This window comes from Nocardia sp. NPDC051787 (assembly GCF_040681325.1).
GTDB lineage: Bacteria > Actinomycetota > Actinomycetes > Mycobacteriales > Mycobacteriaceae > Nocardia.
The window spans coordinates 144635-170213 of record NZ_JBFAYO010000002.1 but is presented as its reverse complement, the minus strand read 5'-3'; the positions used below and the strand labels follow the sequence as shown (position 1 = coordinate 170213).

17 protein-coding genes are annotated in these 25579 nt (G+C 69.5%); 9 read left to right on the top strand and 8 right to left on the bottom strand.

Features of this window, described 5'->3' with window-relative positions:
* Positions 1-12: 12 nt before the first annotated feature.
* The 4 genes from AB0M45_RS02715 to AB0M45_RS02700 form a co-directional block, all read right to left on the bottom strand.
* On the bottom strand, positions 13-4203 hold the full coding sequence (locus AB0M45_RS02715; RefSeq protein ID WP_364322157.1) for a TIGR02680 family protein: 4191 nt from the start codon (positions 4201-4203) through the stop codon (positions 13-15).
* A 3-nt stretch (positions 4204-4206) separates the two neighbouring features.
* Positions 4207-5631 (bottom strand): TIGR02678 family protein, encoded by a 1425-nt coding sequence (locus AB0M45_RS02710; RefSeq protein WP_364322155.1) that lies wholly within the window; start codon positions 5629-5631, stop codon positions 4207-4209.
* A complete protein-coding gene (locus AB0M45_RS02705) occupies positions 5631-7346 on the bottom strand; it encodes a TIGR02677 family protein (RefSeq protein ID WP_364322153.1) in 1716 nt (571 codons plus the stop codon). The genes AB0M45_RS02710 and AB0M45_RS02705 overlap by 1 nt, the downstream gene beginning before the upstream one ends.
* Positions 7347-7453: 107 nt before the next feature.
* Complete coding sequence (locus AB0M45_RS02700; protein ID WP_364322151.1) at positions 7454-8686, bottom strand: XRE family transcriptional regulator; 1233 nt, start codon at positions 8684-8686, stop codon at positions 7454-7456.
* Between the two features lie 239 nt (positions 8687-8925).
* Between AB0M45_RS02700 and AB0M45_RS02695 the strand changes: the two genes are divergently transcribed.
* On the top strand, positions 8926-9231 hold the full coding sequence (locus tag AB0M45_RS02695) for a hypothetical protein (RefSeq protein ID WP_067475793.1): 306 nt from the start codon (positions 8926-8928) through the stop codon (positions 9229-9231).
* Here the strand turns inward: AB0M45_RS02695 and AB0M45_RS02690 are convergent.
* A complete protein-coding gene (locus AB0M45_RS02690) occupies positions 9133-11727 on the bottom strand; it encodes an AMP-binding protein (RefSeq protein WP_364322149.1) in 2595 nt (864 codons plus the stop codon). The two genes, AB0M45_RS02695 and AB0M45_RS02690, sit on opposite strands and share 99 nt — an antisense overlap.
* Positions 11728-11838: 111 nt before the next feature.
* On the bottom strand, positions 11839-12723 hold the full coding sequence (locus AB0M45_RS02685; protein WP_040779604.1) for a PAC2 family protein: 885 nt from the start codon (positions 12721-12723) through the stop codon (positions 11839-11841).
* A gap of 225 nt (positions 12724-12948) precedes the next feature.
* Here AB0M45_RS02685 and metH point away from each other — a divergent pair, with 225 nt between their 5' ends.
* The 8 genes from metH (at position 12949) to hisG (ending at position 24517) form a co-directional block, all read left to right on the top strand.
* Positions 12949-16545: a methionine synthase gene (gene metH / locus AB0M45_RS02680; protein WP_364322146.1), complete on the top strand. Its 3597-nt coding sequence runs from the start codon at positions 12949-12951 to the stop codon at positions 16543-16545.
* A 470-nt stretch (positions 16546-17015) separates the two neighbouring features.
* Positions 17016-18848, top strand: coding sequence for a protein kinase (locus tag AB0M45_RS02675; protein WP_364322144.1), 1833 nt, complete (start codon positions 17016-17018; stop codon positions 18846-18848).
* A 19-nt stretch (positions 18849-18867) separates the two neighbouring features.
* Positions 18868-19539 carry an HAD family phosphatase gene (locus AB0M45_RS02670; RefSeq protein ID WP_364322142.1) on the top strand — a complete coding sequence of 224 codons (672 nt, stop codon included), beginning with the start codon at positions 18868-18870 and terminating at the stop codon, positions 19537-19539.
* Between the two features lie 147 nt (positions 19540-19686).
* The gene (locus tag AB0M45_RS02665) at positions 19687-20550 is read left to right on the top strand and encodes an arpA protein (RefSeq protein WP_364322140.1); all 864 of its coding nucleotides are present in this window, start codon (positions 19687-19689) and stop codon (positions 20548-20550) included.
* A 44-nt stretch (positions 20551-20594) separates the two neighbouring features.
* A complete protein-coding gene (locus AB0M45_RS02660) occupies positions 20595-21431 on the top strand; it encodes a class I SAM-dependent methyltransferase (protein ID WP_364322138.1) in 837 nt (278 codons plus the stop codon).
* Positions 21428-23242 carry a choline/carnitine O-acyltransferase gene (locus tag AB0M45_RS02655; protein WP_364322136.1) on the top strand — a complete coding sequence of 605 codons (1815 nt, stop codon included), beginning with the start codon at positions 21428-21430 and terminating at the stop codon, positions 23240-23242. The genes AB0M45_RS02660 and AB0M45_RS02655 overlap by 4 nt, the downstream gene beginning before the upstream one ends.
* Before the next feature lie 117 nt (positions 23243-23359).
* Positions 23360-23623: a phosphoribosyl-ATP diphosphatase gene (locus AB0M45_RS02650; RefSeq protein ID WP_039798430.1), complete on the top strand. Its 264-nt coding sequence runs from the start codon at positions 23360-23362 to the stop codon at positions 23621-23623.
* Between the two features lie 42 nt (positions 23624-23665).
* Positions 23666-24517, top strand: a complete 852-nt coding sequence (gene hisG / locus AB0M45_RS02645; RefSeq protein ID WP_364322133.1) for an ATP phosphoribosyltransferase — start codon at positions 23666-23668, stop codon at positions 24515-24517.
* Positions 24518-24594: 77 nt separating this feature from the next.
* Here the strand turns inward: hisG and AB0M45_RS02640 are convergent, their stop codons facing one another.
* Both AB0M45_RS02640 and AB0M45_RS02635 read right to left on the bottom strand, forming a co-directional pair.
* Entirely contained in the window at positions 24595-25104 is a 510-nt protein-coding gene (locus tag AB0M45_RS02640) for a hypothetical protein (protein ID WP_364322131.1), read from the bottom strand.
* A 22-nt stretch (positions 25105-25126) separates the two neighbouring features.
* Complete coding sequence (locus tag AB0M45_RS02635) at positions 25127-25567, bottom strand: hypothetical protein (protein ID WP_364322130.1); 441 nt, start codon at positions 25565-25567, stop codon at positions 25127-25129.
* Positions 25568-25579 lie beyond the last annotated feature (12 nt).

Genomic DNA, 25579 nt, shown 5'->3' with positions numbered 1-25579 from the left:
GGTGCCGGAGGTTCAGGTCACCGGCGCGAGTTCGAGCCCTCCCTCGATCGTGGTGGGAACGCGGCGGCGATCCGGGGAGCCGAGCGCGGCGGTCAGATCGGTCCCGTCGTGTTCGGCGAGCAGCTCGCCACTGTCCCACACCAGCAGCGTCGCGCTGACGGTGTTCTCGGCCGCGGCGTGGGCAAGGTCGTAGTGCGCGCAGGCCGGAACGTGCGGATAGGTGATCCACAGGTCGTAGCCGGTCATGAACAGGTCGAGGTCGAACTGCACGCTCAGCCCGAGCAATTCGCTGCGGCCGTTGTCGTCGACGCCGGCGAACGCCTCGTCCAGCGCGAGTAGGCGCGGAGCCTGCGGATCGGCCGAATCGAGCATGACGTGCGCCGCGGCGAACAGCGGTAGGTGCAGCGACACCGACTGCTCGCCACCCGACAGCGCACTGTGCCGCGCCACGGTGAGCTTGTCCTCGCTGCCGTCGGCGGAGATCAGCGTGAACGAGAACACCCGCCAGCTGCGGTAATCCAGGGTGGCGGCGAGGATCTCGGGATAGGAGCGTTCGGGGTGCGCGGCCCGTGCCGCCCGGATCTCGGCGGCGAAATGCGCCCGGATCGCCGCCAGGTCCTCGGCCGTCAGGGCCGAAGCGTCCCGGTCGAGCAGCTTGCACATGGCCCGTGCCGCGTCGGACAGGTTGTCGGCGAGCAGCCAATGCACGCCGATGGTGTTGCCCGAGGACATCCGCCGCTGCTTCATCTCCGCGCCCATTCTGGCGATCAGATCGCGTGCGTCGCTGGTGCGCTCGTGGATCTGCTGGGCCAGGCCGGTCAGCAGCGCGTCCTCCAGGATCCGTCGCTCGGCGTCGGTGAGCAGCAGTTCTTGGTCGCGGCGCGCGGCGTCGACGCGGTCGGCGAACTCGGCGAGCGCCGAGACGCCGTGCTCGTCCTGCACCTGCACGACGGTGAGGCCGTCGGCCGCGTCCCACTGGAGCCGGTAGTCGCGGCCGGAACCGGCGAGAGCGGCGTCGAACTCCTGGAGCGCCGCGGTCACCGCGCTGCGGGTGGACTTGCGTGTCGACTCGCCGGCCCGGACCGAGGCGGTGGCGGCGGCAAGGGCTTCGAACAGCTCGGCGACCTCGTCGGGCAGCACCCGCGGCTGCGTCTGTGGTCCCGCCGTCGAGATCTGGTACAGCAGTTGCTCGGGCGTCGACCACGCGGCGTCGCTGCTGGGCCAGCGCCCGTCGGTGGATGCACCCAGCAGGGTGAGCAGATCCGGCTGGGCGTACGGCGCAAGGGCTTTCACCTCCGCGAGCACCTCGGTGAGCGCGGTGGCGAGCGATTCGTGCGCGGTGCGGTAGGCGGCCTCGGCGTCACCGACCGCCTCGATGGCTTCGTTGGCGGCCTTGCGGGCGGCTTTCTGCTCGGCCTTGGTCGCCTCGATCCGCTGCCTGGCCTGCTCCAGCTCACGGTCGATGTCGGCCGCGCCGGCACCCAGCGCCTCGCGTAGGGTCTCCAGCTTGCGGATCTGTTCCAGGTAGCCGGACCGCGCGGCTTCGGCCTCCTCCGCGAAGGCCTCGGCCAGGTCGGCGGCCTCGGCCAGGCGGTCTTCGGCTTCCCGTTCGCGCTCGCGTTCCCGCTCGTGGTCGCCGCGCAGCCGCAGCAGTCCGGCGCCGGTGTTCTCGAAGTGCCGGATGGCGGCGGCGAGGGCGTCGATCTCCCCGCCCGTGCGCGGGGTGCGGTGCGCCGCCGCGGTGGCGCGCAGCTTCTTCTCCGCGGCGGACGATTCCGCGATCGCCTGGTCGAGTTCGCGCTCGGCGTGGGCGGCGGCTTCGGCGCGGGAGCGCATCATGCCCGCGGCCTCCGACACCGCACGCAGCGCGGTGATCACCGCGGTCGGGCGCGGAAGCCCTTTGGCGGCGGCGGAGATCCGCGCGAGTTCGGCGACGGCGTCGGCCTCCTGCCGCTCGGCGACGCGCCGGCCCTCCTCCGCGGTGGCGATGGCGGCCGTCAGCTCGGCGGAGCGGATCTCGCGGCGCCTGGCCCGGGCGGTCGCGCCGATGTACTCAGCGTCGGCCTTACGGTGTCTGCCGACCTGCACACCTTGGCGGAATCCGCCGTCCGCCTCGATCGTCACCATTGCGTTCGGTTCGTCCGAACCGTCGTGCAGGGCGATGGAGGCGAGCACGTCGGTCACGGCCTGCCGGGGCACGGTGAGCGCGTCTGAATCCTCCTCTACGACCAGCACGTCGGCGAGGGTGCGGCCGACCGGCCGGTCCGCGGCGGGCAGCGGCACCAGGAATTGATCCGACTCGAAGTCCGATGGGAGCGCATCTTGAGGGCAGACCCAGCCGTCGAGCAGGTTCGCGGCGTCCAGTGCTGCCTCGATATTCGCCGCGGTCTCGGGCGACACATCATCGGCGAAGCGCACCAGACGCCACAGCGCGGCGCCCGGCCGTTCGCCGGTACGGCCGGAACGGGCGGCGAATGCCGGTGGAGCGTCGTCGCGTTGGGCCGAGACGCGCTCGCGTTCTTCGGTCAGCTCGCTGATTCGCGCGGCCGCCGTCGCCGCCCGCGTGCGGGCTTCCTGGCGGCGGCCGCGGATCTCGTCGAGCAGGGACTCGGCCCGCTCCGCCAGCACTTCGGCGACAGTGGCTGCGTCCGAACCGGCCTCGGCCACCGCGGAGTTCAGCGCCTCGAATAGGCCGGCGCGGACGGGGGAGTAGACCTCGCGGTGCTCGTCCCACCAGCCGCGCAGCGCGCCGGCAGCCTCGGTGCGGGCCAGCGCGACCGTCGCCTCGGCGTGCGCGACCTCGGCGGCGGCCGCGTCACGCAGTTCGCGGGCACGCTCGGCGAGCCGCTCGGCCCTGGTGCGTTCGGCGGCCGTGGTGTCCATCGCACCCAACGCCTTGCGCACCGCGCGCACGTCGGCGTCGCGCTCCTCGGCGTGGCCCCGAACGGCCGCGGTGAGCTGTTCGGCCCGTGCTGTCTCGGGCAGTGGCGTCCATGCGATGCCCGCGTCCTCGGCGGCGCCGCGCAGGTCGTCCTCGCCGCGGGCGAGCGCGGCCGCGGCGGCGCGGACCGTGCTGCGCGCGCGTTCCGCCTCCGCGGTGCGCTGGTCCAAGGCCTGCTGCGCTTTGAGCGCCTTGTCGGCGTGCACGCCCGCCGAGGTCTCCAGCCGCCGTACCGCGTCGGCCAGGTCGTCGAGCTGCTGCTTGCCCTCGTAAGCGCTGGAACGCCGCAGGTTTTCCCGATCGGCGAGGGCCTGCTCGTAGGCGAGGTCGGCGTCCTCCGCCCGGGTCTCGGCGGCGATGCGTTCGGTTTCCCTGCGCTCGCGCAGTGCGGTCGCCGCGAACAGTGCGGTGCTCGCGTGCGTGACCGCGTCCAGCCGGGCGCGCACCTGATCGACGTCCGTTTTCGCCTGGACCGCGAGGTATTTCCGATAGACCTCGACGAAAGCCCTGGTCGCCGTGTCGGCGTGGACCAGCCCCTCCAGGGTGCGGGCCACCTCCTCCATATCGCTGAACGAACGGGCGGCGTCCAGGATCAGTTGCTCGTCGAGTGGGCGCAGGCCGTCGGTGAGCGCCTGGGACAGCCCGCGCGGATCCAGGTTCTTGGCCAGCTGCGGGCGGCGCAGCGTGAGGATCAGGTTGATCAGCTGGTCGTAGCGCTGCGCGCCGAGACCGAACATGCGCGCGTCGATGGCATTGCGGTAGTCCACCGGCCGGTCGACGATCGAGTCGCTGCCGATCTGTTCGGCGAGTTGCTTGCGGGTGAACGGACGGTCGTCCGGACCGATCAGCGAGAAATCCACGCCGACGCGGCCGTCGGCGACGAAGTACCAGCGGGTCACCTTGTCCGAGGACCGGGTGGCGCGCATGCCGATGCCGACCGTGACCACTTCGGGCTCGTCCCAGCGACCGCGCGCGAACTCCATCCAGACGTAGGAGTAGGCCGAGTCCTGCTTGCGGTAGAGCAGGTTCGACTTCATCGTGCGTTCCTCGCCGGCGAACGGGTTGAGCCGGCGCGGCTCGATCCGCCCGTCCAGCACGAACGGGAACAGCACCTCCAGCGCCTTGGTCTTGCCCGACCCGTTCGGCCCGCGCAGCACCAATCTGCCGTCGGCGAAGCAGAATTCCTGATCGCGGTAGTCCCAGAGGTTGACGATCCCGGCGCGGGTCGGAGTGAACCGCACTCCTGCGTGAATGAGCGACATCCGTCAGTTCCCTTCCGTCCCGGTGCCGTCGGGCCCGTAGGTGTCGGCCGCGGTGACGAACAGTTCCGCGGCCCTCTTGGTGCGCACCGTCACGACCGCGCCGCGGTAGCGGGCCAGAGCGGGGAGCACGAGCAGTCCCTCGTCGACCGCCTGAACGAGCCGCAGCCGCTCCAGCAGCGCCACCACCTCCGTGGTGAGACGGGGGACGTCGGCCTGCCACTGCGCGGCGAAGGTGGCACCGTAGCGGTCGGCGAGCGCTTGCATCGTCTCGCGCAGCCAGGCCGGGCCGACAAGTGGATAGGTGCTCGCCACCGGCCCGCCCTGCTGCTCCGGCTCGACATCCGGCGAAGCGGACCCGGCCGGAAGCGAATCCGGCGACCGCAGCTGGGACAGCGGCGCGAACAGGGTGGATTCGGGGATGGCCGCGTCCAGTTGCTCGGCGAGCGCCCCGCCCGGGTGCGGGGAGCCGCCGCGGCGCGGCAGCGGGTTGTCGATGTCCAGCACGCGGTCGGCGATCTCCCCCGCCAGCAGCAGGGCGACTTGGGCGAGCGTGCCGGCCCCGGGGAAACGCGTGTCCGACAGCCGTCCCGAGGTGTCGATCAGCGCGACACCTTCGGCGCGGCGCTCGGCGCGCAGGCCGGTGAACAGCTCCACATCCGCGACGATCCGGTCCTGCGCGAGCACCGGACGTTCTTCGGGCGGGAGGTCATCGATATAGACCACCGGTCGTTCGACCAGCGCCCTGCGCACCCGGCGGGCGATCTCGGCGGTGGTCGGGGCATGCGCGGAAACGCCGGTGGCGGTGGCCTCCTCGGCGAACAACCCGCGCACACTGTGCAGATGCTGCAACGCTCGCGGCGGCCGGAACAGCGCGAAGACCACCGGCCGGTCGATGTCGTAGAGCGCTTCACCGGCCTCCGGATCGCTGGCCCAACCGCCGGCGTCGCCGTCGGCCAAGGTGAGCGCCCCGCGCACGGTCAGCCAGCCAACCGCGTCGACGAACGCGTCCCGATCGGAGGCCCGGTCCGTGGCCAGCTCGAGACCGTCCACCCGGCCCGCGTAGGCGGCGACCTGATCAGCCAGCTCGGACAGCGTGATCTGATCACCCGCGCGCCCCAGCGCGGCGAGCGCCAAGGCGAGATAGGCGTAGCGTCGGCGATCGAACACGCGCTCGGCAGGTGTGCGGGCCGGCCTGCTCGCGTCGAGACGGTCCAGCACGGGGAACACCCGCGCCGTGGTCTCGGAGACTTCCAGCCGGTAGCCGAACAATTCGGCGAGATCCTCACGCAGCTCGGTGGCCCAGCGGCGGATCAGGGGCAGCGCGATCCGATCCGGGTAGGTGCGGGTCACCAGATGATTGGCCAGGATGACCCGGGCGGCGCGCTGATAGTTGTCCAGTGCGAGCGTGTTGATGGTGCGCCCGTGCATCAGCCACGCTCCCTGCGGGTGCGCGAGCGCGTGGTGGTCGTCTGCTCGATCTTCAGCGCCCGGTTGTTCAAGTGCAGCAGCCCGCGCGTGGTGCGCACGACGGTCGGGCCCTCGTGCTCGGTCACCGTCAGCGTGACCCCGCTGTCCGAACCGGTGGTGCCCGCCACCCGGCCGCGCACCGGAACCCACGCGGTGGACGCGGCGTCCAGCAGGCGCAGCAGCACTTCGGTTTCCCGTTCGTCCAGGACCCGCTCGTGCACGTCGCCGGAGGCGAGCGACCGGGCGGCCTCGGCGCGGGACCGCTGCGCGTCCAACTGGGCCTCGCGCAGCCGCCGGATTCCGGCGTCGTTGCGGTGGATACGCGCGGGCGCGCCCGCGGACGGGGGTCGCCCGGTCTCGGCGAGCGTGCGCGAAATCTCCAATGGCGGCGCGTCCCACCAGGACCGGATCGCCGGAATCAAGTCGGCGTCCGGGTGCTCCATCGCCAGATGCCGCGGCTTGCCGAGCCCGAACACCGCGTCGAACAGCGCGTGGGCGCTGTCCGCGCTCGGCGCCGCGGTGAACCAGGCGGCCAGATGCCGCAGCGCCGATTCCCGGCTCACCCCGCCACGCCGCGTCTCGGTGACCCGCCGCAGCAGCGAGAGCACCGCGGCGATGGCGCTCATGGTTGCCTCGCGCAGCCGCTCGGCTTCCGTCGTCCCCGCCTGCTCGCCGCTGCCGGACGCGACGAACCAGGTCCGCAGCCCGTCCCATCTGGCCTGCCAGTCCGACCGGCGTTCGGCGATGCTCAACAACACCCGCTCGTCACAGCGCGCCGCACGAGCGATCAGCTCCTCGACGCCGGTCTCCTCGATCTCCGCGATCGCCGCCGCCAGTCGCGGCGTGAATCTGGCCAAGTCGAGGCTGAACTCCCGCATGTGCGCCAGCAACGCGTCCTTGTGCGCGAGAAACGATTCCGGGGTGACCTCGGTGGTCCGGACCAGGTCGCCGAGCCCGAGATAGAAGTGCGCGGCGCGGGCGGCCAGGTCCGACAGCGCGGCGTCGAGGCGTCGCAATGTGCGGTACACCCGCTCGGCGTCGCCTGCCCGGTTGGCCTGGGCCAGCGCGTGCAGATCGGCCAGCAGCTCCGGCAGCACCAGACGCGAGAGCGAGGCCTCGTCGAGGCGGGCGCTGAGCACACCGGCGACCGCCCGGTATGCCTGAAATCCCGCCTGGGAGAACTGGTATACGTAGTGCCGATTGCGATACTCGGCCAGGGTCGCGGCGCGGGTTCCGTCGTAACTGCGCTCCAGCACCCGCCATTGGTGGAGCTGGTCGAGCAAGGGGCCGATCTCGGCGGCGGTCAGGCGCGCCGCCGCCTCCTGGCGTTCGGCAGGCGGTGAATGGTCCGGCGCAGGGTTTTCCGATTCGTCCCGTGCCGCGCCGCGCGGATCGCTTGGACGATTTCGCCGCTGTTCGGTGCGATCGACCTCCTGCAGATTCGCGACCGGTTGGTTTGTATCGTCCAGATCGGGTGTCCGCAGCGTGCTTCCATTGCGCTCGATCCACTCCGCGACGTCGTCCGCGTGCAGCAGCACCACGTACGCCGCCCGCGCGCTGTCGAAGGCGCGCAGCACCCGCAGGTAGTCCGCGCGGCGCTCGGCGGTGGCGAAGGAGAACAGCCGCAGCCGCTCGTCCCAGCGGTCGTCGGCGCAGCCCTCATCGGAGTCGGTCACCGGGAACAGGGTAGTAGCGGGCTGGTCGCCGCCTGCACGACGTTCCGGTGTTCGGCGTGGCCGCGTCCGGTTCGCCACTGTTCGCCGAGGCTGCGGGCCAGGTCGGCTCACTCGACGGACAGCGAGCGCAGCTGGTCCAGATACGCGCGGGTGCGCGGATCGCCGGGATAGCGCTCGATGATCTCGCGCGCGACTTCGCCGGCGATCCACATCAGCGACGGCAGCGAGCGTCGCCTGCCAGCGAACGCGCGCATACCCTCGGCCACCGCCGTTTCCAGATCACGGTTGCGGACCGCGACCACGGCCAGCGTCAGGTGCGCCTCGGCGATCCGCATCGGGTTGCGCACGGTGCCGTCGGGGCGGGTCGCGTTCCGGATCACTTCACGGGCGTAGGATTCGGCGAGCCGATCCTCGCCCGCCACCCGGCAGCAGTCCATCGCGTAGAAATCGAACTTGTGCGCGTCGATGACGAAATGGTTGTCCAGATTCGCCGGATGTTCGAGTCGCTCCAGGATTGCTCGCCCCTCCGCGAGAGCGGACTCCACCTCCCGTGGGTTGCCCAGCCTGGCCCAGGCTTTGGCGCACTGGGCGGCCAGTTGCACGCCGACGCGCAGTTCTCGGCTCACTTCCAGCGCCGGCCGCACCGTCTCGATCACGCCACGGTAGTTGCCCTGGGTGAGCGCGAACCACGCGGCCATTTCCGCTGCCCACGCGGTGATCTCGGCGTTCTCGGCCTCCTGCCCCAGCGAGAGGGCCGCCCGGCGGGTGGCCTCCGCGGCGGTGCGTCGGCCGAGGTCGTAGTCGACGCATCCGACCAGCAGGGCGACCCATCCGGCGAGGATGAGGATTTCGCGGTGCTGGGCCAGTGTCAGGCGACCGTCCAGCAACGAGGTGATCCTGCGTAGCCACGCGGTGCCTTCGGTGTGCAGCTCATGGGGGTCGGCGTAGGAGTACTCGCAGCACAGGCGCTCGGCGGTGATCCGGATGGCCTCCAGCGTCACCGGGGACACGTCCGAGATGCGGAGTCTGCCGATGAACTCGAGCGTGTCCATGCCCGTCGCGGAGAGCAATTCGTCGTCCCGGTTCGGTCTGGCCTTGGGAAAGAACGCCGCGGTCACCGTGTCGAACGTGGCGGCGATGATGGGGGCGTAGAAGTCGTCCGGGCGCGATTCGCCCGATTCCCAACGGCGCCAGTTGCGTAGGAGGGTGCTGTCCGTCGGCAGGTTGTGTGATGACTTTCCGCGCATCACGCGAACGGCGTCGGCTTGCGACCACCCCCTCGCGTCACGCTCGGAACGCATCCGGACTGCCCAGACGGGTCGATCGTCAGTAGCGGCCACGTCTGTAGTATCGCACCAGTTAACGTTTGGTGGCCCCGATAGGGCAGACAGATGTCATGGGGTTGACAGCTCCATTCGCGCTGCCGCATGGTGCATGCTGGACATCGACGCGGAAAGTTTGCCAGGCATCCTTACCAGAGCAACTGCAAGTACATCTGCTCTTGCATGAAGCGCAGTAACCCCGTAAAACGGGTGGATCCACTTCAGAGAACAGCGATCCCAATCCAACGGAGGTTCGGGTGGAAGCGTTGATCTATGGATACTTGCGTGACGATCTGGCCGATGGGCACAGCAAAGAGCTGGAGGCAGCGATGAGCAGCCTCGCTCGCGAAGAAGGGCTCTGCTTCGCCGCAACGTTCCATGAATCGACCGGAGGTGACGGGACGGCTCTGGCGGAGCTGACCGCGGAACTCAAGCGCGCCGACGCGCACCACGTGGTGGTTCCCTCACTCGATCACTTTGCCGGCCAGACCATTCCGCGCGACATCCTGATCGCGAAACTCGCCCAAGAGGCAGCGGCTCGGGTCTGGACCGTGGAGAGCTGACCGGCTCGACCGGATTGCCCGAAATCTCCTCGATCCCCATCGCCGCAGTATCGCCACCATCTCGGCCGCGGCCACACCCGCCGCGAGAGACACGAGCAGCGCCACCAGGTGGTACCGGCCGAACAGTGGATACACCTGCCAGTGGAGCAGATAGGCGAACAGCGAGCTATCGGCCAGCACCGCGGCGCAGGCGGCGACGATGGCGGGAACCCGGATCGCGGCCACCCATACCAACGCGAGCAAACCCGCCATGACCAGCCTTTCCCGATCGGGAACGCCGAAATACCCGGGCACCGTGACCAGTACGACGGCACTGATCGCGACCCGCTGCCACACCGAACTCGCCTTCGCCGCCGCCCAGCCGAGCGCGAAGAGCCACACCGCCAGCGGGGAGAACGGAACATCCTTCGCCGGATACAGACCGAACGCCTGGTATCGGAACACGAGACTCACCGCGACGAGCGTCATCGCGAACCAGAACGGGTCGGCCCGTTGCATGCGGTCCACCCAGGGGATCCGGATCAGCAGCGCGGCGGCGAGCATGAAGTAGACGAGCACCTCGAGAAACCACAGGTGCCCGGCGGTCGGGCTATCGCTGGGGCCGAGAATCTTGTTCAGCAGCAGCACGTTCTGCCAGCCGTAGTAATCGCCGCACGCCAGGGTGAGCGCGACCCAGGCCGCGGTCGGGACCGCGATCGACGCCACGGTGCGCAGCGTGTGGCGCAGTCGCTCGGCGCGCGGTGCCGTGGTCACCGCGAAACGCGCGAAGTTGAATCCCGCGACGCCGAGCAGCACGTGCGCCGCACCCCACAGCACGAACACGCCCGCGTGTGACCCCACGATCAGCACGATGCCGACGGCGCGCAGCAGCGTTCCGGTATCCAGCGCACGTCCGAAGCGCCTGCGGCTCTCTGGAATCCGTTCCAGGTCCGCCACGGACGTGTTCGGCCAGTCGGTGGGGAGGTGGCCGAGCATACGCTCCAACCGGGCCGCGGTGGTCACATAGGTCAGCGAGTTGCCGCCGAGATCGACGAACGTGCGTTCCGGCCGGATCCGCGTGGGGTCGATGCCGAGGGTCGCGGCGTACAGGGCGCGTACGTCACGCATCTGCGGCGCGGGTTCGGCCAGTCGCCGGATAGCCGGGTAGTCGGGTTTGCCGCTGGGTAACCGCGGTATCCGCTCGACCGGAAGGATCCGGAGCGCCGCGGCGGGCAATCCGGCCAATCGTGCCGCGATTTCGGTGGGGTCCGTCCGGGGAGTGTCGACCGCGACGATCAGGTGTGCGTCGTCATCGGTGCAGCACACCGTGAATCCGGCATCGGCGAGACCGCATTCGAGGCGCTCCAGATCGATACGGAGGCCGAAGATCTTGGCGAACCGGCTACGCCTGCCGACCACCTGATAGAGCCCCTCCGGGGTGCGGCGGGCCAGGTCACCGGTGCGCAGCGCGCCGATGGTGCGGCCGAGGGCGAGCTCCTCAGCGGACCGGGCGTAGCCCATCATCACGTTGGGGCCGTGATAGACCAGCTCGGCTGGCCCCTCGGTGTCTTCCTCGATCGGTTCGAGGGTGAATTCGCCGCCGGGGATCGGGATCCCGATGCAGTCGGGATGCTCGGTCGCCAGATGGGCAGGCAGATAGGCCATCCGGGCGGTCGCCTCGGTCTGGCCGTACATGACGACGAAGTCCCAGCCGGATCGCCGGCCGAGCCCGGCGTACTCGCGTACCCGATCCGGCGCGAGCCTGCCGCCCGCCTGGGTGACATAGCGCAGGTGCGGCAGCGTCATGCGGGCGAAACCGATACGGTCGAGCAGGTCGATGGTGTAGGGGACGGCGGCGAATGACGTTGCGCGGCAGTCCCGGAACGCGTGCCAGAACTCCGCGTCCAATACCGACCGGTCGCTGAGGAGCAAGCTCGCACCGCGTAACAGATGACTGTGCACCACCGAAAGCCCGTAGCAGTAGTACATCGGCAGTGTGGTGGCCGCACAGTCGTCCGGGCCGATCGCCAGGTACTCGGCGATCGCAGCGGCGTTGGCCCGCAGGTTCGTCGCCGAGAGCCGGACCAGCTTCGGAGACCCGGTAGAACCCGACGTGCTCAGCAGCAACACGAGATCCGGGTGCAGGCGATGCGCGGAGTTCTCCCGGACCACGTCGGCACGGCCGGCCTCGATGACGACGTCCGGATCGTAGGTGGCCCGCAACTCCGCGGTGATCTCTCCGGTCAACAGCACCACGCATCCGGCGCTGAGCGCGCCGAGGTAGGCCACGAGCGAGGCGAGGTCGTTGCGTGCGGCGAGCGCGACGAGGCGGCGGGACGGCCCGAGCTCGGTCGCGTAGTCCTCGACGAGCGCGGCCAGCCGGGCGTACGTGACCCGCTGCGCGGCTTCGGGCATCGGCTCCGCCGCGATGTCGTTCGCCGCATCCGGGTCCGGGCAGCGGACGGCGATCCGGTCGTCGAAGCTGCGCAGATGCGCGACGATCGGGAGCACGGTCACCGGCGAGAGTGTAGGAGGCGGCCGTTTTCCGGTCCGAAGGCGGCCCCCCGGCGAACTTCCGGTGAATCAGCCGGGCGGCCGCGCGAGCCGAGGCCGCCACGGACCGGGAGTTCAGAGCCCGAAGCTGCCCGGGCCCCGCCTGCGCAGGTACTTTTCGAATTCGGCCGCGATGGCGTCACCGTCGATCTTGGCCATCGCCTCGTTCACGTCGGCCGCGGCGTCGCCGCGCTCCTCCAGCGAACGCACGTATTCGCTGATCTCATCATCGCCCACGGTCATCTCGTTCACCGCGGTTTCCCAGTCCTCGGCCTGTTTGGGCAGCTCGCCCAGCGGGACCTCGATGTCGAGCACGTCCTCCACCCGGTGCAGCAGCGCGATGGTCGCCTTCGGGTTCGGCGGCTGGGAGACGTAGTGCGGAACGGCCGCCCAGAACGACACCGCGGGCACACCCGCCTTCACACACTGATCCTGCAGCACACCGGTGATTCCGGTCGGGCCCTCGTAGCGGGTCTGCTCCAGGTTGAACCGCTCGGCCGCCTCCTTGCTGTAGGCCGAGCCGGTCACCGGCACCGGCCTGGTGTGCGGGGTGTCGGCGAGCAGCGCGCCCAGAATGACGACGGTCTGCACCCCGAGCTGTTCGATGAACTCCAGCAGGTCGCCGCAGAAGCTGCGCCAGCGCATGTTCGGTTCGATGCCGCGTAGCAGCACCACGTCACGATCGCTGCCCGGCGGCGAGCAGACCGACAGCATCGTCGACGGCCACTGGATTTCCCTGGTCACACCGTCCACCTGGCGTACCGTCGGGCGGTTGACCTGATAGTCGTAGTAGTCCTCGGAGTCGAGTTCGGCCAACGGTTCGGCGTCCCAGATCAGTTCCAGATGCTCGACGGCGCCGCTGGCGGCGTCCCCGGCGTCGTTCCAGCCCTCGAAGGCGGCGACCAGTACTGGATCCCGCAACGTCGGCAGTTCCGGATCGGGAGTTTCACTGGCGTTCACTCGGTCAGCCTACGGCGTCGGTCGACATGGCGTGCCGTATGCCGGTGGGATCGGGTGATATGTTCCCCGCGGCTGGGACGGACAAGGCGGCGGCAGCAGCGGCATGAACGGTGGCGTACAGCGCGACCCAGCAGTGTCCGGCAGCGGCATGAACAGTGTGGTGCAGGACACCGAGCTTCTACGTGGTGGCCTGGATTGTCCGGCCCGCCCACTACGCTGGAGCGCATGTCTGCGTCCATCCCCGCCGAGTTCGACACCACGCTACTCGATACGCTGCGCCGCCGTGTCGTCATCGGCGACGGTGCGATGGCCACGATGCTGCAAGCCACCGATCTGACCCTGGACGATTTCCGCGGGTTGGAGGGCTGCAACGAGATCCTCAACGACACCCGGCCCGACGTGCTGCGCGCGATCCACCGCGCGTATTTCGAGGCGGGCGCCGACGCGGTCGAGACCAACACCTTCGGCTGTAATCTATCCAACCTCGCCGACTACGACATCGCCGACCGGATCCGCGACCTGTCCGAGCGGGGTACCCGGCTGGCCCGCGAAGTCGCCGACGAGATGGGCCCGTCCTCCGATGGCACGCCGCGGTATGTGCTCGGTTCGATGGGGCCGGGCACCAAGCTGCCGACGCTGGGCCATGCCCCGTTCGCCGCGCTGCGCGACGCCTACACCGAGGCCGCGCTCGGCATGCTCGACGGCGGCGCCGACGCCATCCTCATCGAGACGTGCCAGGACCTGCTGCAGGTAAAGGCGGCGGTGACCGGCAGCAGGCGGGCCATGGCACGGCTCGGCCGCCGGATCCCGATCATCACGCACGTCACGGTGGAGACCACCGGCACCATGCTGGTCGGCAGCGAGATCGGCGCCGCGCTCACGGCGCTCGAGCCGCTCGGCATCGACATGATCGGCCTGAACTGCGCCACCGGCCCGGACGAGATGAGCGAGCACCTGCGGCACCTGTCCCGGCACGCGCGGGTGCCGGTCTCGGTGATGCCGAACGCCGGGCTCCCGGTGCTCGGCGCCGACGGCGCGGTGTACCCGCTCACCCCCGAAGAGCTGGCGGTCGCGCTGCGCGGGTTCGTCACGGAATTCGGGCTCGCGCTGGTCGGCGGCTGCTGCGGCACCACCCCCGAACACATCCGCCAGGTCACCGCCGCGCTGCGCGAGGTCGAGCCGACGCTGCCGCCGATCGCCGAGCGTCGCGACCCGGTGCACGAGCCGAGCGTGTCCAGCATGTACACCGCGGTGCCGTTCGAGCAGGACGCCTCGATCCTGATGATCGGCGAGCGCACCAACGCCAACGGCTCCAAGGCATTCCGCGACGCCATGCTGGCCGGGGATTGGCAGAAGTGCCTGGACATCGCCAAGGACCAGACCCGCGACGGCGCGCACATGCTCGACCTGTGCGTGGACTACGTGGGCCGCGACGGTACCCAGGACATGGCGGAGCTGGCCGGCCGGCTCGCCACCGCCTCGACCCTGCCGATCATGCTCGACTCCACCGAGACCCCGGTGTTGCAGGCCGGACTGGAACATCTCGGTGGGCGCTGCGCGGTGAACTCGGTGAACTACGAGGACGGCGACGGCCCCGAGTCGCGCTTCCAGCAGACCATGCGGCTGGTCGCCGAGCACGGTGCCGCGGTGGTCGCGCTCACCATCGACGAGGAGGGCCAGGCCCGCACCGCGGCGAAGAAGGTGGAGATCGCCGAGCGGCTGATCGCCGACATCACCGGCAACTGGGGCCTGTCGGAGAGCGACATCATCATCGACACGCTCACCTTCACCCTCGGCACCGGTCAGGAGGAGTCGCGCCGCGACGGCCTGGAGACCATCGAGGCCATCCGCGAGCTCGAGCGCCGCCACCCGCGGGTGCAGACCACGCTTGGTCTGTCCAACATCTCCTTCGGTCTCAACCCGGCGGCCCGGCAGGTGCTCAACTCGGTCTTCATGCACGAATGCGTCGAGGCCGGTTTGGATTCCGCGATCGTGCACGCGTCGAAGATCCTGCCGATCAGCCGGATTCCGGACGAACAGCGCCAGGCCGCCCTGGATCTGGTGTATGACCGCCGCGCCGAGGGCTACGACCCGCTGCAGAAGCTGATGGCGCTGTTCGAAGGCGTGTCCACGTCGTCGTCGAAGGCGTCGCGGGCCGAGGAACTGGCCGCGCTGCCGCTGTTCGAGCGGCTGGAGCGGCGGATCGTCGACGGTGAGCGGGCGGGAATGGAGGCCGATCTGGACGCGGCCATGACCGAGGTGCCGCCGCTGCAGATCATCAACGAGACCCTGCTGGCGGGGATGAAGACGGTCGGCGAGCTGTTCGGCTCCGGCCAGATGCAGCTGCCGTTCGTGCTGCAGTCCGCCGAGGTCATGAAGGCCGCCGTCGCGCATCTGGAACCGCACATGGAGGCGACCGACGACAGCGGCAAGGGCCGCATCGTGCTGGCCACCGTCAAGGGCGACGTGCACGACATCGGCAAGAACCTGGTCGACATCATCCTGTCCAACAACGGCTACGAGGTGGTCAACCTCGGCATCAAACAGCCGATCTCCACCATCCTCGACGCCGCGATCGACAAGAAGGCCGACGTCATCGGCATGTCCGGTCTGCTGGTGAAGTCGACCGTGGTGATGAAGGAAAACCTCGCGGAGCTCAACGCCAAGGGAGTGGCCGGGCAGTTCCCGGTGCTGCTCGGCGGTGCGGCGCTCACCCGCTCCTACGTGGAGAACGATCTCACCGAGGTATACGAGGGCGACGTGCACTACGCGCGCGACGCGTTCGAAGGCCTGCGGCTGATGGGCGACATCATGACCCGCAAGCGCGGCGGCGGCCCCGACCCGGACAGCCCGGAGGCCATCGCCGAGCGGGAGAAAGCCGCCGAGCGCAAGGCGCGGCATGAGCGGTCCCAGCGGATCGCCGCGGAACGCAAGGCGGCGGAGGTGCCCGTCGTGGTGCCCGAGCGCTCCGACGTCGCGGCGGACCTGCCGGTGCCCGTGCCGCCGTTCTGGGGCACGCGCGTGGTGAAAGGTCTCGCGCTGCACGAATACTCGGGCCTGCTCGACGAGCGGGCGCTGTTCCTCGGGCAGTGGGGCCTGCGCGGGCAGCGCGGCGGCGACGGGCCCAGCTACGAGGAACTGGTGGAGACCGAGGGCAGGCCGCGCCTGCGCGCCTGGCTGGACCGGCTGAGCACCGAGGGCGTGCTACAGCACGCCGCGGTGGTGTACGGCTATTTCCCCGCGGTGTCCGAAGGCGACGAGGTCATCGTGCTCACCGAACCGGATCCCGATGCGCAGGAACGGTACCGGTTCACCTTCCCGCGCCAGCAGCGCGACCGGTTCCTGTGCATCGCCGACTTCATCCGGTCGCGCGCCTACGCCAGGGCGACCGGCCAGGTGGACGTCCTGCCGTTCCAGCTGGTCACCATGGGCCAGCCGATCGCCGACTTCGCCAACGAACTGTTCGCTGGCGACAGCTACCGCGACTATCTCGAGGTGCACGGCATCGGCGTCCAGCTGACCGAGGCGCTCGCGGAGTACTGGCACCGCCGCATCCGCGAGGAACTCGTCCTCGAAGGCCACGCGGTCGCCGACTCCGATCCGGCCGACGTGCTGGAGTACTTCAAACTCGGCTACCGCGGCGCCCGCTACTCCTTCGGCTACGGCGCCTGCCCCGACCTGGAAGACCGCGCCAAGCTGGTCGACCTGCTCGAGGCCGACCGCATCGGCGTCGTGCTGTCGGAAGAGCTGCAACTGCATCCGGAGCAATCCACCGACGCGTTCGTCCTCCTGCACCCGGAGGCGAAGTACTTCAACGCCTGAGCGGGTGGCCGAAAGCGGCCTGCCGCGTGCCTCCCGGCGGACGAACCGGATCGGCTTCGCGGCAGGCTCTTCGAAACCGGGCGGCTCGGCGAGCCCGTATACGTTCGGCTCGGTTCGCTGATCGGCGCCGCCTGTCCTCGGACGGGCCGCAGCCGCGCCAAGGGCGTTTTCTACCTGCTCGGATGTCGTGTCCGGCGTGGATCCGCGCACCCGGACGGCGCGTCGCCTGAGGCGGGCGCGCGGTGTTGACCTGGGCGATCGCCCATCTCGGCGCGGGCAGGTGGATGTCTGTCGGGTGGATGTGCCATTGTCGAAGGCGTTGTAACTGCATCCGGAGCAGTCGGCGGATGCGTTCGCGTCCCTGCTCGGTGGTGCAAACACCCTCGGCGCGTAACTGTTTCGGAGATTTCTCGGGGCTTGCGCGCGGAGTGTGGAGCGGCTCGGCGCGTAAGTAGGAGAGGCACACCACGATGACGGCGGATCGATTGATCGCGGGACGATACCGGCTCACGGATCCGATCGGCACCGGCGCCATGGGTGTGGTCTGGCGAGCCACCGACGTGCGGCTGCAGCGCACCGTGGCGGTCAAGCAGTTGCTGCTCGGTCCGGGACTGTCCGGGTCGGCGGCGCTCGAAGCGAAGCTGCGCGCCATGCGAGAAGGCCGGATCGCGGCGCGCCTGCACCATCCGAACGCCATCACCGTCTTCGACGTCGCCGAGGAAGACGGTCAGCCCTGGCTGGTCATGGAGTATCTGGACGCGCCGAGCCTGGCGGCCAAGCTGTCGGGCAATCGGACCCTGCCCGCGGTGGAGGTCGCCAAGATCGGCGCACAGGCCGCGAGCGCACTGGCCGCCGCCCACGACGCCGGCATCATGCACCGCGACGTCAAACCGGCCAACCTCCTGGTCGCCGACGACGGCACGGTGAAGATCACCGATTTCGGCATCTCCCGCGCGGTCGGCGACGTGACGGTCACGGCCACCGGCTTTCTCGCCGGGACACCCGCCTACCTGGCGCCGGAGGTGGCGCGCGGCGAGAATCCGGAACCGGCCTCCGACGTCTTCGCTCTCGGTTCCACGCTGTACGCGGCGGTGCAGGGCAGCCCGCCGTTCGGCGAGGGCGACAACCCGCTCGCCCTGTTGCACGCGGTGGCCAGGGCCGAGATCCCGCCGCCCGAGTCCGCGGGCCCGCTCGCTCCGGTGCTGATGCGCCTGCTCGCTCCGACCATCGATGCCCGGCCGACCATGCACGAGGCGAAGGAAGCGCTGGAAGCCGTTGCCGCCGACCGGAATCCGGAGCTGCCCGCGCCGGTGACCATGGTGATGCCCGCACCGGGTGCGGCCGCGACGACGGTTCTGCCGCAACGGGCAGTGACCGCGTCGGCCGGGAAGTCCGGTGACAACGGCGCGACCGCGGTCGCGCCCGGCGCGGTCATGGGTCCGCCCGCGCCGCCGGTTGCCGCCCAGCGCCCTCCGATCGCGTGGCAAGGTCGCATGGCCGCGACCTTGCCGGGCGTTCTGGTCGGGTCCAACCGCGGCCGGATGCTCGCCATAGCCGCCGCGGCGGTGGTAGGGGTACTGATCCTGGCTGGAATCGTCGCGACGGTGAGCGCCGGGGACCGCGACGGAGATGGCGCCACACCGACATCGGCAGTCGTGCCTCCGGGTGTGGCCGCCGAGAATTCGCCACCGTCGGCCGATTCGGGTAGGCCGGTCCCGCAACAGGCCCCGGCGCAAGCCCCGGCACAGGCTCCGGGGCCCGCCACCGCCGCGTCCACGTCCGGATCCGCATCGGTGCCCACGTCCGGGCCCGCGCCGGCGACCACCTCAGCGGTCGCGCCGCCCCCACCCGCCCCTGCCACTACGCCCCCGGCGACACCGACCCCCGGACCGAGTTCCGCTTCGCCCACGCCGACTCCCTCGCCCCAGCCCACGACGCCGCCCGCCACGTCGACCACGACCGGCCCGGCCACGACCGCAACGACCACCCAGTCCGGCCCGCCGACGTCGGACCGGGTCGCCTCCTTCATCCAGGGCTACTACGGCATGCTGCCCGGGAACGTGTCCGGCGCCTGGACCCAGCTGTCGCCCGGCTACCAGGCGCAGACCGGCTACGACTCCTACGTGAACTTCTGGGGCACGATCCGTGCGGTGCGCGTGGGCTCGGTCACGCAGAACGGTGCGAATCGGGCGGTGGTCGCGTTGACCTATACCCTGAAGAACGGCACGACGACCTCCGAGAACCGATGGATCGAGGTCGTCGGGGACAGCGCCAAGCTGCAGATCGCCGCATCGGGAACCTGACAGAGGAGATACACCGCACGTGACAGCGCGACTGGCCGGAGTGCTCTGGGACATGGACGGCACGCTGCTCGATTCGGAAAAACTCTGGGATATCGCGGTGCGCGAACTGGCGCGCGAGCACGGCCACGAGATGACCGACGCGATCCGGCACGCGCTGATCGGCGCGTCCGGCCCGAACGCCCTGCGGATCATGTTCACCGGCCTGGGCATCGAGCCGACCCCGGCATCGCTGCGGGCGGCGGGGGAGTACCTGGAACGGCGGGTGACCGAGTTGATGACCGGCCCCATCCCGTGGCGGCCCGGCGCGAAGGACGCGTTGGCCATGGTTCGCGCGGCCGGTCTGCCCAGCGCGCTGGTCACCAATACCAAGCGGTCGCTCACGGAATTCGGGCTCGACACCCTCGGCCGAGACTTCTTCGATGTCTCGGTCTGCGGCGACGAGGTGGCGCACGGCAAGCCGGAACCGGATGTCTACCTGCGCGCCGCCGAGCTACTCGGCCTGGAACCGGGACACTGTGTGGCGGTGGAGGATTCTCCTACCGGTGCGCGCGCCGCACAGGCAGCCGGCTGCGCGGTGATGGTGGTTCCGTGCGAGATTCCGGTGCCGCAGGCGCGAGGGAGAGTATTCCGCGACTCACTGGTCGGGCTGACCTTCGGCGACCTCGAAACGATACTGCGTCTGCGCGTTTGAACCGCCCGGAGCGGCAGAGTCGATCTCGATTCACCGAGAGTTGCTGTGCCGCAACGGGAGTGAGTGCAGATCATACGTGTGACCGCGATCACCGGCAATCTCGCCGAATCTCGGGCGTGTCGGCAGGCGCTGCACCAAAATGACGCCATGGCAGCGTTGGGCGTACTCGACGAGATCGTGGACACCGCACGGTTTCCTCTTGCGGATCCGGACGGCCCCGGTCTGCGTGCTGTGGTGCGTCGCGCCCGCGCGGACCTGGCCGACAGTGGTTGCACCGTATTGCGCGGTTTCATCCGGCCGGAGCTGACCGACACCCTGCGAGCGCAGGGAGAGCAGATGGCCCCGCACGCGTACTACGAGGTCGAGCGGGTCAACGCGTACAACATTCCGCTGGATACCGAACTGCCGCAGGACCATCCCGGCCGGATCGTGCTGGAGCGCGGCAATGCCTTCGTGCCGCGCGATCGCATCCCTGCCGACGCGCTCATCCACCAGCTCTACACCGACGTGCTGTTCCAGCGGTTCGTCGCCGAGTGCTTCGGTCTGTCCGAGTTGCACGAGTTCGCCGATCCCCTCGCGGGACTGTGCCTCAACGTCGTCGCGCCGGGCATGTCGCATCCCTGGCATTTCGACACCAATGAATTCACCGTCTCCATGCTGACCCAGCCGGCGGACAGCGGTGGCGTCTTCGAATACTGTCCCAACATCCGCACGCCCGAGGCAGAGCACCTCGATGACGTGCGCGCGGTGCTGACCGGCTCCGGTGAGCGTTTCGTCCAGCGGCTGGATTTGCGTCCGGGCGACCTGCAATTGTTCCGCGGTCGTTTCTCGTTGCACCGCGTCTCGCCCGTCAGCGGTGCGCGCCAGCGCCATTCGGCCATCTTCGCCTACACCGATCGCCCCGGAATGGTCGGCACGGTGGAGCGTACTCGGCAGCTATTCGGCCGAGTGTTACCCGACCACCTAGCCGCCGCGGCCGACGCTGTCCGGGGCGATCGACTGCTCGACTGAGCCGAACGGCTCGACTGACCGAGCTCGACCCGAGAGGACCGACAGTGCCAGTGCCGTTACACACCACCGGGAAAGCGTCTTTCGACGATATCTATGACCGCCCCGATCCGCGCGCGTATTACGCGCGCATGTCCGATCTGGACTATCGCATTCCGGAACTGGCGAAGCCGTTCTTCCAGCAGCAGATCCGGGAGTACCGCGCCTCCGCCCGGGTCACCACACCGACGGTGCTGGACATCGGCTGCTCCTATGGCGTGAACGCCGCGCTGCTGCGCTTCGACACGACCATGCGCGATCTGGCCGAGCACTACGCCGATGCCGGCTCCGACCGAGCCGGTCTGGTCCGGCGCGACCGAGCCCGGGTGACGGCGGGCGGCGGACCGGCCGACGTCCGCTTCCTCGGCATGGACGCCGCCCGCCCCGCGCTCGAGTACGCGCACGAGGCCGGGCTGATGCACGACGTGGTGCACGCCGACCTCGAGTCCGGCGAGCCGACCGACGAGCAGCGCGCGCTGCTGGCCACCGCCGACCTGGTGGTCTCCACCGGCTGCGTCGGGTACGTCACCGAAAAGACCCTGACGCGCGTGGCCACGGCACACCCGCGCAGGCGGCCGTGGATGGCACACTTCGTGTTGCGCATGTTCGACTTCGCTCCGATCGCGGCGGAACTCGCCGCGCTCGGCTACCGGACCGAGCAGGCGCCGGGGCTGTACGAGCAACGCAGGTTCGCCTCCGAGGCCGAGCAGGCGCAAGTGCTGAACACCCTGTCCGCCAATGGGATCGACACGACCGGCCGGGAAGACCAGGGGTGGCTGTATGCCACCCTGTACGTGTCCAGGCCGCTGCCGAAACATCACGCCGACACCGAGGATCCGCATTGACCGAACGCACGTTCGCCGCCGACGACCACCTACCCCGGGTGCCCCTGCCGACGCTGGAGGACAGCTGCGGCCGGTTCCTGCAGTGGTGCGAGCCGCTGCTGACCGCCGATGAACTCGCCGCCACTCGCGCCGCGGTCGACGACCTGCTGCGCGCCGACGGGCCGGGCCGCGTCCTGCACGCGGCGCTCGCGGAATACGACGCCACACCCGGGGTGGGCAGCTGGCTCGATCTGTTCTGGCCGTCGCGGTATCTAGGCCGGCGGGACCGGATCGCGCTGAACGCGAACTTCTTCTTCCTGTTCCGGGACGACACGCCGCTGGCCACTTCAACGGCCGCGACTCAGGTGGATCGTGCCGCCGGCATCATCTCCGCCGCGGTCGACTACAAGCTGGCCCTCGACCAGGAGGCCATCCCGCCGGTGACCCAGCGCGGGCAGCAGCTGTCGATGTGGCAGAACAAGTACCTGTTCTCCGAGACCAGGATTCCCGGCGCCGAGCAGGACTCGGTGCGGGTTCCCTACAGCGCGGAGTGGCCGGGCCACTCGCAGGCCCGGCACATCGCGGTGTTCTTCCACGGCAGCATGTTCCGGATGGACGTGATCGGTCCGGACGGGGCGCCCTACTCGCCGGGGGATCTCGCCGACGGGCTGCGCGCGGTGCTGAAGGCGGGCGCGCGTCCGGTCCGCACCGACTCCGCCGTGGGACATCTGACGACCAAGGCTCGCGCGGAATGGGCGGCGAGCAGGCAGCGGCTGCTGGCCGAGCCCGCGAACGCCGCGCCGCTGGACACCATCGAGACCGCGCTGTTCGCCATTTGTCTCGAGGACTTCGCCCCACGGGACGAATTGCACGCCTGCGATCAGCTGCTGCACGGGGACAGCGCGAACCGGTGGTTCGACAAGTCGGTGTCGTTCATCGTCTTCGGCGACGGGCAGGCGGGCATCAACGTCGAGCACTGCGGGCTGGACGGCACCACCATCCTCTCGTTCGTGGACGCCCTGCTGGAAACCTCGGTCCAGGAACACGCCAACCGCTCCGGCGCGCAGGCGCAAGGGCTGCCCTCCGTCGAGCCGATCGAGTTCGTCCTCGACGCGGAGCAGCGCGCCGATATCGCAGCGGCGGGCGCCGACTTCGCCGGCTATGCCGCCGAGAACGCCACCCAGACGGTGTCCTTCGAGGATTTCGGCACCGCCCGCGCCAAGCAGCTGGGCATCTCACCGGACGCGTTCGCGCAGCTGAGCTACCAGCTCGCCCATCGGCGCAGCAAGGGACTCACCGGCGCCACTTACGAGTCCATCGCGACGAGGCAGTACCGCAACGGCCGCACCGAGGCCATGCGGGTGGTCACCCCGGAGATGGTCGCCTTCGTGGACACGATGCAGGACCCGTCCGCCGACGCCGCGGCGAAGCTCGCCGCGGCACGGGCGGCGGCGGCCGCGCATGTGCAGCGGGCCAAGCAGTGCCAGGCGGGAGACGCGCCCGAGCAGCACCTGTGGGAGCTGCAATGGATCCAGCGCCGCCGCGGTGCGGAACTGGACGTCACCGATCCGATCCCGCTCTACGACAGCCCCGGCTGGACCATCATGCGTGACGACTATCTGAGCACCAGCTCGGCGCCGTCGGTGAACATCCGCTACTTCGGTTTCGGCTCCACCAGCTCCCGATGCATCGGCGTCGCCTACGTCCTGCTCCCGGACCGCTGGAATATCTACCTCGCCACACCGACGCCGGTCGCCGACCAGATGTATGCCTTCGCCGACCACCTGCGCACGGCGGTGGCGGATCTGACGGCGCTGCTCGCCGGAAACTAGTCGCGTCCCGCCCGGCTCTTCCGCACCTCGAGCGTGGGGGAGCCGGGCGGGCGCCGTTCGCGGTCACCGTGGGCCGGAGCAACAGACCCGCATCCGGGTCTGAAACAATGGCTCATCGTGAAGAACTTCGAATCCCTGTTCGCCGAGCTGCAGGATCGTGCGGTCAACCGCCCCGAGGGGTCCGGAACTGTCGCGGCGCTGGACGCAGGCGTGCACACCCAGGGTAAGAAGGTGCTCGAGGAGGCCGGTGAGGTGTGGCTGGCCGCCGAACACGAGAGCGACGAGTCGCTCGCCGAGGAGATCTCCCAGCTGCTGTACTGGGTGCAGGTGCTGATGGTGGGTCGTGGGCTGAAGCTCGAAGACGTGTACCGACATCTGTGACGGCCGTCTCATACCCGGTTTCTCCTCCCGAAAGGACTCCCCATGCTGCGCGTCGCAGTCCCCAACAAAGGCGCTCTCTCCGAATCCGCCGTCTCCATCCTCGCCGAGGCGGGCTACCGCAGGCGCACCGACTCGCGTGACCTGACCGTCCTCGACCCGGCCAACCAGGTCGAGTTCTTCTTCCTGCGGCCCAAGGACATCGCGATCTACGTCGGTTCCGGCGAACTCGATCTCGGCATCACCGGGCGTGACCTCGCCCTGGATTCCGGCGCACCCGTGCAGGAACGGCTCGCCCTCGGCTTCGGCCGCTCCACCTTCCGCTACGCCGCCCCCGCCGGGCGGGAGTGGAAGGTCGAGGACCTCTACGACAAGCGCATCGCGACCTCCTACCCGAACCTGGTGCTGAGCGATCTGCGCCGCCGCGGCATCGAGGCCGAGGTGATCCGCTTGGACGGTGCGGTGGAGATCTCCATCCAGCTCGGCGTCGCCGACGCCATCGCCGACGTCGTCGGCTCCGGGCGCACTCTGCGCCAGCACAACCTGGTCGCGTTCGGGGAATCGCTGTGCGATTCCGAGGGCGTGCTCGTCGAACGCAAGGACGCCGATCAGAGCGACCGGGCGCGCAACCAGCTCGTCGCCCGCATCCAGGGTGTGGTCTTCGCCCAGCAGTACGTGATGCTGGACTACGACTGCCCCAAGGACCTGCTCGACGAGGCGTTCGTCATCACCCCGGGCTTGGAGTCGCCGACCGTGGCTCCACTGGCCGACACCGGCTGGGTCGCCGTGCGCGCGCTCGTCCCGCGCAAACAGAGCAACGAGCTGATGGACAAGCTGGCCGACCTGGGTGCGAAAGCCATCCTGGCCACCGACATCCGCTCCTGCCGCGCATTCTGAACGCCGGAATCGTCCGCCTGACCGACTCACGCTGAACACAATCGGCGTGCGCTGCGACCGAGCGTTGCTACTCGTGATCAGGCCACGAGTGGCCCGGCCGCGACTCGCCGCCCGTCTCGGGTGTGCACGTAGATTCGTGGGTCTTCGCTTGTCCGTGCCCGGACGACTACGAAGGCCAGCCCGTCAGTGCTGATGGGCACGGTTTGCTCGTCCAATTCAGAGGTCACCGACACTCGAACAGCATCCACAGCGGCGAGGCCGGTGACGGCGAACCAGCTTTCGTCTTGGGGTGTGCCGTCAGAGTTGGGGAGGGTAAACAGCTTGGCCGACTTTCGATGCAGCGGTTGGTGGTTCGGCGTGCGGTCCGCGCGGGGGCCGTCGGGTCGGGGCGAACCGGTGATCATGCTCGGCGCGATCCAACGCCCATGATCGAGCCGCACGAAGCTGACGTACCGCCCTCGCTCACCGTCGATGAGCACCGCGACGACCTCATCCCGGACGATGACGCTGACTGGGGTGAGGTCCCGGTCAGCGCCCGATAGGGTATCGATCGCTACAGTGACCGCTGGATGGTCCAGTGTGTCCATTGGCCTGCCCTTTCCGTTCAGGTCAGCACAGAGCCCCGATGGTAATGCTGTCGTCGTACTCCCGGTCCCAGTTGCCGTTGAACGCCACCATGGTCGCCTTGGTGTGGAACTGGTAGAGGATTGCCGCCGATGAGCACGACGCGCTGTAGAGCGTTTCGACATCTGGGTCGGTGGTGTCGTCGTTGCGCTCGGAGTGCACGTGGTGCTTACCGTCTCCCGGGTCGTATCGGTACAGCTTCGTGTTGACGCTACGCAAGGAGGGCCTGCCGGTGCAGTGCACCTTGAACCCGAAATTGATGGAGGCGATGCTTCCCGCGCCGGTCTTGTAGGGCGGGATAGCGCTGATGAAGCACACCACGTTGTCCTTGGCGGCGGAGATAGGTTCGGCGTGAGCGGCGGTGGCCGTGCCGAGCATCAGCGTGCTGGCGAGCACGGTAGTACGGATCGCGGTGGCGATGGTCATGGATTCCTCCCT